Genomic DNA, 11,621 nt, shown 5'->3' with positions numbered 1-11,621 from the left:
GTGAAAAGCGAGGACTATATGCCCTCGCACTTGGAGTCCCCTTATCGCACTTTCGTGCAGTGTAAAGGTTTCGCGCCTGCTGCGCCCCGTAGGGCCCGGTATCTTGTCTCAGATACCGTCTCCGGGCTCTTGCTCTCACAACCCGTACCGATTATGGGCACGGTGGGCCGTTACCCCACCGTCTACCTAATCGGCCGCAGCCACATCCTATGGCGCCGGGGCGTTTCTGACTCTCGCCATTTCCAGGCTGAGAGCCGTATTCCGGATTAGCCTCAGTTTCCCGAGGTTGGCCGGATCCATAGGGTAGTTTGGCCACGTGTTACTGAGCTATCTGCTACGAGTACAAACTCGTGCAACTAGCATGGCTAAATCGGACTCCAATAGCAATGACCTCCGGCAGGATCAACCGGAATGTAATGCTCTTCCCCAGCAAAGCTGGGGGAGTTGGCGGTGAATGTTAAGATACACTCACACATGGGTCCACACGTTCGATGACGCGGATCGAATAACCGATCGGGCGTCACCGAACTACCAAGGCTAACATCAGATCCCGTCTGTACGGCGGACCGCAGGGGCGGGGTCCTCATCTTCTTCGTACTAAATTAGAATCGCCGAACACTACTTAAGGCCTACGAACCCTCTCTTCAACGATAGGTAGTACCACACGAGCTACCGGATAGAGAGACGACTATAATTTTGAACACGTTGCAAAAGAGGTCTTCATCGAGGAAGTCCACGAACTTGCCGAGCAGGTACCGCTCGGCAAGCTCTGCCGAATCAACGGGACAGATATTCGCATCGGTTAGCGTGATGAGGACGCCCAGTGGAACTACGATCACGCTGAAGACGACTTTTACTACGGCTACCCTATCGTGACCGCAGCGAACAACATTCCTGTCGCAGCAGCGTTCACACCAGGGATGAAAATCGATTAGGAGACGGCAATGTACGTCACACGTGACGCGCTCGCCGTCGAAACGCCACGCTGGATGTTTGGCGATTCGGAGTTCGACATGCTGGAGTGGCACGACCACCTGCTGGTGCAGGCGGTCGTGCCGATTGCGACGTCCAACCCACGGAACACAGCTGCTCCGCTCGATATCGACTACCGCGTCGAGGAGTGAATCAAAGAGCACAGCGACACGGTTTGGCTTCGACAGACGCAACTCGACAAGACGTACTCGAGCCGCTCACAGGTAGAAACAGCGATCGGCGTCTGCAAGGATCTCGGTCTCGGACCCGCAGGTCACAAGGCCGAGTAAGGGTCAAAGCACACGTTTTCATCGCGCTCTGCCTTCCGCTGACTGTTGCACTTGTTAATCACCACCGCGGAAACGATATCTCTAGTCCCACCATCACGCTAGAAGATCCATTCTACTCAACTCCTTCAGATTGGCTAACTCTTGATCGCCCAGAGGACTGTGCAGGACGTACGCGGTCGAATAGACATCGTCGTATGCATCCACGTTGTCCGTGCCCCACGCTTCACGCTCGGATCGAGACCATCGCCTCAGAGAAATGAGTGTTAATTGTCATGAAAACTGTTACTCTTCCGAATCAACACCTTTTGATTTCCCGGTCTACCACAACGCCGCCTAGTGATTCAAGAGAGTCGAATCGACTGACTAACGCACCGGCAAGCGCCGTGCTCGCCGCCGCGGTGTCGGGCCCTTCTGATTGGAGATCCGTCGTTTCCGTATACAAAAGATATTTTCCCGTCGAAGCAAAACGTACTGGTATGAGTACGCAGGCGACGGAAGATCGCATTCTCGAGGTGCTCGAGGAGGACGCACAGGCGTCCTACGCTGAGATCGCTGAGCGGGCAAACGTCTCGAAACCGACAGTGCGAAAGTACATTAATCAGCTCGAAGACGACGGCGTTATCGTCGGCTACTCGGCCGACGTAGACCCAAAGAAGCTCTCGAGCCAGACGATCGCGCTGGTCGGACTCGATGTCGCGAGCGAACGCTACGTTGAGGCCACGCAGGCGATCAAGAACCTCGAGGAGCTCGAGGCGCTGTATAGTTCAAGCGGCGACCACATGCTGATGGCCGAGGTGCGTGCCGAAGACGGCGACGCACTCGGCGAGATCATCTCCGACGAACTGCTCGAAATCGACGGCGTCACCGCAGCTCACCCGTCGTTCCTGCAGGAGCGACTGAAGTAAGACAGCGGAACAGACACCGCTTGGCGTGCTCCGTCGCCGCCGATTTCGGGATTGATGTTTTCAGGTTGGCAACCGTAGACGCATCCATGCCAACGTACGAACGCGAGACGACGGTTCGGTCGTCGTTCGACGATGTCTGGGCGTTTCACTCTCGGATCACCGGCCTCGAGGGGGTGACCCCCGACTGGCTGGGCTTGCGCGTCGAACGCGTACTCGGACCGGACGGGCAGTTGGACCCGGACGTGCTCGAGCCCGGCTCGGAGGTCGCGTTGTCGATCCAGCCGTTCGGCGTCGGGCCACGCCAGCACTGGACCTCGGTGATTACGGACCGCGAGTGTGAGGACGGCTCGGCGTACTTTCGCGACGAAATGGTTCACGGGCCCTTCGACCGGTGGGAGCACACGCACAGCTTTTTCGCTGACGGCGATCGGACTGTCATCCGGGATCGCGTCGAGTACGAACTTCCCTTCGGCCCGCTTGGCGACGCTGCCGAGCCGTTCTCGAAGCCCGGGTTCGCGGCCATGTTTCGCGCGCGCCATCGGCTGGCAAAAGCGCGACTCGAGTGAGCGTGCGTCTCGGATCCGACATCGCCCTCGAGCCGGATTCGACACCTGAACCATGTCGGTTTTGATTACCGGGCCGCTACAGGGGAATATGACCAAACGCGACGGGGTCCAGCGACGGCGGCTGCTGGGCGCGCTGGGAATCGGCGCGACAGCGGCTATTGCCGGCTGTCTCGGCGGTGACGGGGGCGATGGGTCCGACGACGAACAGGCACAGGTGTATGAGCCCTCGATCGAGGGCGTTGAAGAAGGTCCGGTTGAGTTCACCGACTCCCAACGCTGTGACGTCTGTGGGATGCCGGTCAAGAAGTACTTCGGCAGTAGCCAACTCGTCCACGAGAACGGACAGGCGGCCGTCTTCGACCTGCCAGGCTGTCTGTTCGCCTACAAAGTGTCGTCGACACCCGACTCGCCGATTCGTGGTGCGTGGACGACCGACTACCAGACCAGTGAACTCATCGACGCGACGAGGGCCAACTTCGTTCTCATCACGGACAAGGAAGCCGCCGACGACCCGATGGGTATCGACCCACGCCCCTACGCCCACCGCAGCGACGCTGTCATGTTCCTCGAGAACTGGGAGGCCGAGGATCTGTCCCCTGAAGAGGACATCATCGTCGGACTCGAAGAGGTCGACATGGAAATCGCAAAGATCTACCGCAAGAGCCGCCTTCCTGACGAGTAACGCGTCGCCCCATCGACAGCAGACCGTTCAAATCGGGACGAGTTCTCGAGTGCGAGTTGTGTGACCGGCGATCGCGAGGCACTGCCGGTGGTTGCGCTCGCCGTCGCGATGCTGACTTTCGAGCCAGCGTAGCGTCCTGTGTCGACGTGACGGGTCGGCTCCAGGATGTGTCTGTCAAGTCGTGACGGTTTTCTTGTCTGTCAAGCCAACTTTTATTGTCACAGAGAGTACCATGTGTGGTGGCACCAATGTCCGAACAAGAGCTAACGGACTTCCTGATACTCCGGTCACTTGACGAACCGATTACAGAGGACGAACTCGAGGATGCGGCTGCGCAATCCGGAGACGTCCTGCAAGAACTTCGAGCGGAGGGGAACGAGATCCGCTGGATCGAATCCGAGATCATGACGAACGAAGACGGGGAGATCACGGGAACGTTCTGCCAGTACCGAGCCGAAGAAAAAGAGATGATTCACGAACACGCTGATCGGGCCGGCCTTCCCGCGACGCGAGTCGATCGTCGCGGCGAGCCCCTCGAGGGCGAGTAAGCCACGCACCGAAACTCGCCCGAACTGTGTCGAATCGAATCGGGCAACCGCAAGACCCGAATCCAGAGCGGGTACACATTGCTCGAGGCCGACTCGCGACAGTCTCGTGTGCGATACTGTCAGTGAGAGCAGCCCGATAACTTAGTAGCCCCACTATCATGGTGTTTGGTATTACATGCCTCATAACGACACGACTCCCGTAACTATCGTTAGCGGCTATCTCGGCGCGGGGAAAACGACGCTCATCAACCACGTGCTGTCGAATCCGGGCGACCGGCGGGTCGCAGTAATCGTCAACGATATGGGTGAGATCAACGTCGACGCAGAACTGCTCGCTCGAGAGTCCGACGATGAGGGCATCGTCGACCTCTCGAATGGCTGTATCTGCTGTCGGCTGCAGGGCGATCTCCTCGAGGAAGCGACGCGACTGACACGGCGTCGCGACTTCGATTACCTGCTTGTCGAGGCGTCGGGGATCAGCGAGCCGATTCCGATCGCGCAGGTGTTCACCGACGGGACGGACGCAAGCGACGTAGATCCGACGAGCCTGTTCCGGGTGGACACCATGGTGACCGTCCTCGATACGTACGGGTTCTGGAAGGAGTTCGACGCCGGTGAGCACCTCCCGGAGAACGCCCAACCCGACGACGACCGGCCGTTGAGCGAGGTTCTCGTGGAAGGAATCGAGTTCTGTGACGTATTGCTGCTCAACAAGTCCGATATGGTCCCCGAGGAGGCACTCGCGGAGATCGAGGCCGTCGTCGACACCCTCCAGCCGCGGGCGAAACGGCTGCGGACGACCTACTGTGAGGTGGATCCGGACATCGTCCTCGATACCGGGGCGTTCGACTTCGAGACGGCAAAGCGCTCGCCGGGGTGGAAACGCCACCTGCGTGGTGAGACACACGACCACAGCGAGGATGGGCCTCGAGGTGGAGACGAACACGACCATGATCACGCCCACGACGGCGAGCAAAGCGTCGCCGACCGACACGGCGTCTCGTCGTTCGTCTTCCGCTCCGACCGGCCGTTCCACCCAGAACGGCTTGCAGCCTGGCTCGAGGACTGGGACGGGTCGATCGTCCGGGCCAAAGGCGTCTGTCACGTCGCCACCCACGACGACGTGATCGGCGTCAGTCAGGCCGGTCCGTCTGTTCAAGCCGGCCCGATCGGCGAGTGGCGGCCCGAGGACGACCGTCGCACGCGACTGGTGATCATCGGCCGATCGATGAACGAAGAGGAGATTCGCGAGGAACTCGAGGCGTGTGTGATCGATGGCGACGAACCAGAGTTGACAGATACCGTCAGCGATCCGTTCCCGCTCTCGCATGCCTCCTGAACCGCGTTCTCCGCCGATAGCCGGGCTGTCGTGCGATCGTGCGTATGGGATGCAGTGGTAAGCTCGCCACTCGCTACCCTACAACTCGAGTTCGTCGCTGAGTTCTTCCCAAGACTCGTGAAAGCCGTGCGTTGACTGGTCGGTCACTCGGTTGGGGAGGGCATCCTGATAGATGTCGTCGTACTCGAGCAGCCGCGTCCAGCCGTCGTGGAAGGAGTAGCTACAGTACTGGCACATGTGGCAGGCTATGTCAGTCGGGACCATACCTGTTTCTCCGGCCGAGACAGAAAGGTTATATCGTCACAGCAGAGCGCGATGAGCATGCACCGACGCGGCGGATACGTACAGAGCGCGACTGACACGGTCGAACGGGAATGCGACCACTGCAACTGGTATGCGGTTGCGGGATCGTACCCGGAGCTGATCAAACAGTATCAGGATCACCTTCGCGACGACCACCCGAAAGCCTGGCTGCGAAGCTAATACCGCGGCCGGCAGTTCGCACGCTCGAGCGCGTCTCAGGGTTCGTCGGCTGGATGGGACTCGGTGACCGAGCTTCTGATCGACGGGGGATGAAAAACGGTAGTCGAGGGCGGAGCGTTATGGCTCGAGCAAGACCTTGGTGACGCCTTCCTCGCGTTCGTCGAACTTCTCGTACATCTCGGGTGCTTGCTCTAAGTCGACGCGGTGGGAGACGACCCAGCTGGGGTCGGCCCGTCCTTCAATGATCATGTCTCGCAGCTCCCGGTTGTACTCTTTGACGTTACACTGGCCGGTCCCGAGCTTCAGGCCCTTTTCGAAGAGCTTTCCGAAGTCGATGCCGAGTCGCCCCTGTGCTGCCATCTCGTCGGGTGCGCCGGGATCGGACGGCACGTACAGCCCTGGAATGCCGAGCTGGCCGGTCGGTCGGACGGTCTCGATGAGCTGGTTGAGGACGATCGCGGGATTCTCCCGGGCCGGGTCGTAGGCGTCGTCGCCTGGGTCCGTCTCGGGGTCGATCGCCTGATAGCCGACGGCGTCGACGCCCTTGTCGACTTCGTCACCGTGGGCGTTGACGATCTGCTCGACGGGATCGCCCTCCTCGAAGTTGATCGCGTGGGCGTCACAGTGGTCTTCGGCCATCTCGAGGCGACTGTCGACACGGTCGACGACGTAGATCTCGGACGCGCCCTGGATCTTGGCGCTGTAGGCGGCCATGAGGCCGACGGGGCCGGCCCCGTAGATCGCGATCGATTCGCCGGGCTGGAGATTCGCGAGTCGGGTGCCGTGCCATCCCGTCGGGAAGATGTCCGCCAGCAGTGCGAAGGCGTCCTCGTGTTCGTCGCCTTCCGGCAGTTTCAGCGCGTTGAAGTCAGCGAACGGCACGCGGAGTTTCTCGGCCTGGCCGCCCTTGTACGGCCCCATTGCGACGTACCCATACGCACCGCCGGCGAAGCCGGGGTTGACGTTGGTACAGAAGCCGGTATAGCCGTTTTCACAGTTCCGACAGAAGCCACAGGCCACGTTAAAGGGCATTACGACGCGGTCGCCCTCCTCGAGGGTCGTCACGGCGTCGCCGACTTCGCTGACGATCCCCATGTTCTCGTGGCCGAAGACGATTCCCGGATCGGCCGCGGTTCGCCCCTCGTACATGTGGAGGTCTGAGCCACAGATACACGTCGTCGTGATGTCGACGAGAACGTCGTTTTCGTGCTCGATTTCGGGTTCGTCGACCTCCTCGATTGCTACATCGTTCGGTCCCTGGTATACGACTGCGTCCATTGACATTTGATATCGAACCTCATGAAACGCACCACGAACCTCGTTGTAAAACTTGCCGTCGTACCCATCCGCAGTGAAAATCAGGTTGTTTGATCGAGCCGTACCTCGAGACAGTGCTGGCTCGGATATGGCGATTGCTGTCAGACTGCCACTCGTCACCGGCCTCGGTGTCTGCCTCGATGCGCCCGCACGAGGGGGCGAAAGTGTGCTGGCGCTGACTGACACCACCGGTCTCAGTCGTCGCCAGCCGCTCGATCCGCAGGCTCGATGTCGACGTCGATCTCCGCGGCGGCGGCTTTGTACTCGGGGATCTTCGCCCGCTCGTCGAGTACGTGATTCGTAAGCCGGTTCGCCGAGGCGGCGGCGAAGTGCGGCGTCGTCCACACCACGCCCTCTTTCGTGTCGTCGGTGACGTGAGCCTCGAGCGTGATTTCGCCGCGTCGCGATTTGAGGCGGACGTACTCGCCGTCTTCGATGCCATAGCGCTCGGCGTCTTCGGGGTGGACGTCGACGAAGTTCTCCGGGGTCTGCCGGTTGAGCGTCGGCGAGCGCGTGCTCATTGTCCCGGTGTTGTAGTGTTCCTCGAGCCGTGCGGTCGTGAGGATCAGCGGGTACTCGTCGTCGGGCGTCTCCGCCGGTGGGGTGTGTTCGACGCCCTCGATGTGGCCGAGGCCGCTTTCGGTGTCGAACTCCTCTTCGTAGAGGAACGGATCGCCCTCGTCGCCGAGTTCGTAGCAGGGCCAGTGTAGCCCCTCCTCGCCCAGCAGGTCGTAGGTCATCCCATGGTAGCTCGGACAGACCTGGCGGAGTTCCTCGAAGACGACCTCGGGGTCGTCGAAGTCGAACACCTTCTCCTCGAACAACCGTTTCCCGACCTCGCTGACGATCTCGAGATCGTGTTTCGTGTTCTCGTGGACGTTTCCGACGCCGCGCATGCGCTGGACGCGCCGGTCGGTGTTCGTGACGGTCCCGCCGCGTTCGGCCCAGGTCGTCGCCGGGAGGATCACGTCCGCAAACTCCGCGGTTTCGGTCATGAAGATGTCCTGGACGACCATGAACTCGAGATCCGCCAACCGGTCGGCGACGCTGTTGGCGTCTGGTTCGCTCATCACGGGGTTTTCGCCCATGACATACAGGCCCTTGACCGAGTCGCCGGCTTCGTAGGAGATCTCGACGTTCGTCAGGCCAGGTTCGTCAGGGACCGAAAAGCCCCAGACGTCCTCGACAGACTCACGGGCCTCGTCGTCGTCGACCAGCTGGTAGCCAGGCAGGACGTTCGGCATCGCGCCGACGTCACAGGTCCCCTGGACGTTGTTCTGGCCGCGCAGCGGGTTGACGCCTGTCCCAGCCCGTCCGAGGTTGCCGGTGATCAGCGCCAGGTTGATCTCGTTTTGGACGTTGTCGACCCCGCAGGCGTGCTGGCTCATCCCCATGCCGGTGAAGATAGCCGCATTATCGGCCGTCGCGTACTTCTCCGCTGCCAACTCGATCTCCTCGAGCGGGAGACCACATTCCTCGGCCGCCGCTTCTTTGTCGAAGTCCGCGAGCGTCTCTTTGAGGTGGTCGAACCCCTCGGTGCGTTCTGCGATGAATTCCTCGTCGACCCAGCCGTCCTCGGGGTTTTCCTCGTGGTGCTCGAGGATCGTCTTGAGGACGATATTCAAAAGCGGGATGTCCGTCCCTGGATTCAACTGCAGATGTTGGTGGCGCTCAGTGTCGTCGATCTGGAATGACCGCGTGGTCTTGTTCGCGTGCGGGTCGACCTGGATGACGGTCGCCCCATCGAGCACCGCCTGCCGGAAGTACTGGCTGTTCGCGATGGGGTGTTGTTCGCCGGGATTTGCGCCCTGAATCCAGAACAGATCACACTCCTCGCGGAGGTCGCGCATGCTGTTGGTCATCGCGCCCGCGCCCAGACTCGTCCGCAGCGCCCAGACCGTCGAGGCATGGCACATCCGCGTGCAGTTGTCGACGTTGTTGGTGCCGTAGCGGCGGGCCAGTTTCTGCAGCAGGTAGTTCTCCTCGTTCATCACCTTCGAGGAGGCAAAAAAGCCCATCGCGTCCGGGCCGTATTCGTCGCGAATTCGCTCGAGTTCGTCGATGATGTATTCGTAGGCCTCGTCCCACGTTGCTTCGCGGAACTCGCCGTCGTCGTCTCTGAGCAGCGGGTCGGTGAGCCGATCCTCGTGGTCGACGACCTCCGTCGCCGCCCCGCCTTTGATACAGATCCGTCCCTCGTTGACCGGGGCGTCACCCCACGGCATGAACTGGACATCACCGGGCTCGTCGCCCGGCTGTACTTGGATTCCACACCCGACACCGCAGTACGGACAGATCGTCTTGACTGGCTCTTTGTCACTGGACATTGTGGGTCCCTCCAGGTTGCTGCACCCGTTGTGTAACAGCCATCACCTGTGCGTGCATGAGGTTTTCTACCACGGTACTGGTACGTCTCGAGAAGCGACGGCTCACACAAGTCCCTCCAGGGCGGGGAAACGCTGACGACACCGCATGTGAAACCAGCACACGATGGCGCTTACGAAGTCGGTCGTAGACTCGCAGGCACGCGACTACCAACGGCACGAACCCCTGTACGCCGTCGAGGCGGAGAATCTCGAGACGCTCCCAGCTGCGTTCGCGTCGGGTGCATACGGTCGCCGGGATGCGGCCTGGGTCGTCAGGTGGTATTATCGGCGCTTTCTCGGTACGTATCCCGACGCCGAGCGACGGGACGCCGAGGAGCGCTTCTGGGACAACGACTTCGAGGCCGTCCGTGACGCTATCAGCGACGCCGTGGACGCCGACGAGACTGCCGCGATGATCGACGCGCTGACGACTCTCGAGGCCGTCGACGTCCCCGTCGCCTCGGCATTTTGCATGTTCATCGATCCCCACGAGTACGTCGTCGTCGGGCCTCGTGAGTGGTCTGCGCTCGAGGACGCGGGCGAACTTTCCATGGCCTACCCCGACCCACCGTCGCGATCACAGTACGAAACCTACCTCGAGTGCTGTCGCTCGGTGGCTAAGCGACTCGACTGCGAGCTGTGGACGCTGTACCGGGCGCTCTGGCGGCTGTCGGCGTGAGCGGCGACGATGGGACGAGTACGACCGGAGCCTTTTGGCATCGCTCGACGAACAACCGATCATGCCCCTCGAGACCGGTCGAACCGAGCGCACAGGGGTCGTCCTCGCGGGCGGCCACTCGACGCGCTTCGGCCAGAAAGACAAGGCCGTCGCCGACCTCGCCGGGACGCCGATGATCCGCCGTGTCGTCGACCGGCTCGAGCCGCTCGTCGACGAACTGGTCATCAACTGCCGGGACGAGCAGGTGTCGGCGATCGAAACGGCACTCGACGGCGGCCCCGACGTCACGTTTGCGGTCGATCCGGTCCCCGACCGCGGCCCGATGGCGGGGATCATGACCGGCTTGCGTGCGGCCACGGGGGAGTACGCCGCTGTCGTCGCCTGCGATATGCCCTTCGTCGATCCCGACCTCATTGCACATCTCTTCGACCGCGCGGCCGGTCACGATGCTGCGGTCCCGCGACTCGACGACCAGTGGTTCCAGACCACGCAGGCCGTCTACCGGGCCGCACCGATGGCCGCCGCCTGCGAACGCGCACTCGAGCGCGACAAGCGAAAGGTCATCGAACCGCTGTTCGACCTCGACTATGTCGTCGTCGACGAAGCCGAGATTCGCGATCAGGCACCGCTTTCGACCTTCGAGAACGTCAACACTCGCGAGGAGTTCGAGGCGGCCGCTCGGCGACTCGCGAACGACGGCACAGACCGCTGATCCCGTGTCTTAGCGCTCGAGCACTTGGATCACCGGGTCGTCGTCGATCAGTCGTGCCAGGACCACGCGGGAGACGGCTGGCGCTCGCTCGAGCAGCGCCGTCGCGATTTCTTCGGCGTCCCGCCGGTGAGTCGCGTCGTCGACCTTATTGAGCAGTGGGACGACGATTGCGCCGTCCGGGACCCCTTTCAGTCCGCCGCGATCGCTTGCGAGCACGTCGGCGACATCCACGGGTCGGATCGTCTCACCGAGTTCGCGTCCCGTAATCGCCGCCACGTGCTCCGGTCGGTGGACGATGTCGGCCGAAAGGGGCTTTCCGACTGCCTGGACGCTTGCGATTGGGACCACCGTCGTGGTGCATTGGGGAAGTTGCGGTTCGTGCTCGCCCGGCGCTTTGAATTCACGCGTCCGCGCCCCGTCGGCTTTGACTAGCACGATGTCGGCGACATCGGCTGCCGCGAGTTCGTCGATCACCTCGGGGTCGTAGCCCACGTACCGATCCTCGCCCTCCCGATCTGGAACGACGCCGACCGGCCATGCGTCCGCGCGCTCGAGTGCTGTCACCGGTTCGTCGGTCACGACGACGTTCTCGACGTGGCGGTCGAAAATCGGGATCCGAACCGTCGCCGTCACGACTGCCCGGCGGCCCGCGCCACTGGCCCGCACAGCCAGCGTATAGAGGGTCGTCTTCTTGCCGCCGGCACCGACAACGGCGACAACGCCGGATTCGGCCCGAAGCGCCTCGCAAATATCCATAGCGGT

Annotated in this window: 13 protein-coding genes and 1 rRNA gene; 9 read left to right on the top strand and 5 right to left on the bottom strand. The window is 61.7% G+C overall.

Translation table 11 applies throughout. The annotated features are described in order from the left end of the window. Window positions 1-413: ribosomal RNA gene (locus tag BSG09_RS01735) — 16S ribosomal RNA — on the bottom strand; the annotation flags it as partial. A 531-nt stretch (window positions 414-944) separates the two neighbouring features. Here BSG09_RS01735 and BSG09_RS01725 point away from each other — a divergent pair. The 6 genes from BSG09_RS01725 (at window position 945) to BSG09_RS01700 (ending at window position 5,302) form a co-directional block, all read left to right on the top strand. Continuing rightward, window positions 945-1,124 carry a hypothetical protein gene (locus tag BSG09_RS01725; protein ID WP_092929440.1) on the top strand — a complete coding sequence of 60 codons (180 nt, stop codon included), beginning with the start codon at window positions 945-947 and terminating at the stop codon, window positions 1,122-1,124. A gap of 614 nt (window positions 1,125-1,738) precedes the next feature. Further along, a complete protein-coding gene (lrpA1, locus tag BSG09_RS01720) occupies window positions 1,739-2,167 on the top strand; it encodes an HTH-type transcriptional regulator LrpA1 (RefSeq protein WP_092929438.1) in 429 nt (142 codons plus the stop codon). A gap of 86 nt (window positions 2,168-2,253) precedes the next feature. Further along, window positions 2,254-2,733 (top strand): SRPBCC family protein, encoded by a 480-nt coding sequence (locus tag BSG09_RS01715; protein ID WP_092929436.1) that lies wholly within the window; start codon window positions 2,254-2,256, stop codon window positions 2,731-2,733. Window positions 2,734-2,821: 88 nt separating this feature from the next. Next, window positions 2,822-3,415, top strand: a complete 594-nt coding sequence (locus tag BSG09_RS01710; RefSeq protein ID WP_092929434.1) for a nitrous oxide reductase accessory protein NosL — start codon at window positions 2,822-2,824, stop codon at window positions 3,413-3,415. A 248-nt stretch (window positions 3,416-3,663) separates the two neighbouring features. Continuing rightward, window positions 3,664-3,963: a DUF4242 domain-containing protein gene (locus BSG09_RS01705; RefSeq protein ID WP_092929432.1), complete on the top strand. Its 300-nt coding sequence runs from the start codon at window positions 3,664-3,666 to the stop codon at window positions 3,961-3,963. A gap of 175 nt (window positions 3,964-4,138) precedes the next feature. Beyond that, window positions 4,139-5,302, top strand: a complete 1,164-nt coding sequence (locus BSG09_RS01700; protein ID WP_092929430.1) for a CobW family GTP-binding protein — start codon at window positions 4,139-4,141, stop codon at window positions 5,300-5,302. Window positions 5,303-5,380: 78 nt separating this feature from the next. Here BSG09_RS01700 and BSG09_RS20085 read toward each other — a convergent pair whose 3' ends face one another. Continuing rightward, window positions 5,381-5,566: a hypothetical protein gene (locus BSG09_RS20085; RefSeq protein WP_139246177.1), complete on the bottom strand. Its 186-nt coding sequence runs from the start codon at window positions 5,564-5,566 to the stop codon at window positions 5,381-5,383. A gap of 57 nt (window positions 5,567-5,623) precedes the next feature. Here BSG09_RS20085 and BSG09_RS20590 point away from each other — a divergent pair, with 57 nt between their 5' ends. Then, on the top strand, window positions 5,624-5,785 hold the full coding sequence (locus BSG09_RS20590) for a hypothetical protein (RefSeq protein ID WP_175542109.1): 162 nt from the start codon (window positions 5,624-5,626) through the stop codon (window positions 5,783-5,785). 117 nt (window positions 5,786-5,902) lie between these two features. On the opposite strand, the gene BSG09_RS01695 is transcribed toward BSG09_RS20590, so the two are convergent. Both BSG09_RS01695 and fdhF read right to left on the bottom strand, forming a co-directional pair. Then, window positions 5,903-7,063, bottom strand: a complete 1,161-nt coding sequence (locus BSG09_RS01695; protein WP_092929428.1) for a glutathione-independent formaldehyde dehydrogenase — start codon at window positions 7,061-7,063, stop codon at window positions 5,903-5,905. Window positions 7,064-7,296: 233 nt separating this feature from the next. Then, window positions 7,297-9,429, bottom strand: a complete 2,133-nt coding sequence (gene fdhF / locus BSG09_RS01690; protein ID WP_092929426.1) for a formate dehydrogenase subunit alpha — start codon at window positions 9,427-9,429, stop codon at window positions 7,297-7,299. 163 nt (window positions 9,430-9,592) lie between these two features. On the opposite strand from fdhF, the gene BSG09_RS01685 reads away from it, so the two are divergent. Further along, entirely contained in the window at window positions 9,593-10,147 is a 555-nt protein-coding gene (locus BSG09_RS01685; protein ID WP_092929424.1) for a hypothetical protein, read from the top strand. Window positions 10,148-10,208: 61 nt separating this feature from the next. Continuing rightward, window positions 10,209-10,859, top strand: coding sequence for a molybdenum cofactor guanylyltransferase (locus tag BSG09_RS01680; protein WP_092929480.1), 651 nt, complete (start codon window positions 10,209-10,211; stop codon window positions 10,857-10,859). Between the two features lie 9 nt (window positions 10,860-10,868). Here the strand turns inward: BSG09_RS01680 and yqeC are convergent, their stop codons facing one another. Then, window positions 10,869-11,615 (bottom strand): selenium cofactor biosynthesis protein YqeC, encoded by a 747-nt coding sequence (yqeC, locus tag BSG09_RS01675; RefSeq protein WP_092929422.1) that lies wholly within the window; start codon window positions 11,613-11,615, stop codon window positions 10,869-10,871. Window positions 11,616-11,621: the final 6 nt, after the last annotated feature.

This window comes from Natrinema hispanicum (genome assembly GCF_900111485.1).
Taxonomy (GTDB): Archaea; Halobacteriota; Halobacteria; order Halobacteriales; family Natrialbaceae; genus Natrinema; species Natrinema hispanicum_A.
This window is presented reverse-complemented; position numbering and strand designations above follow the sequence as displayed.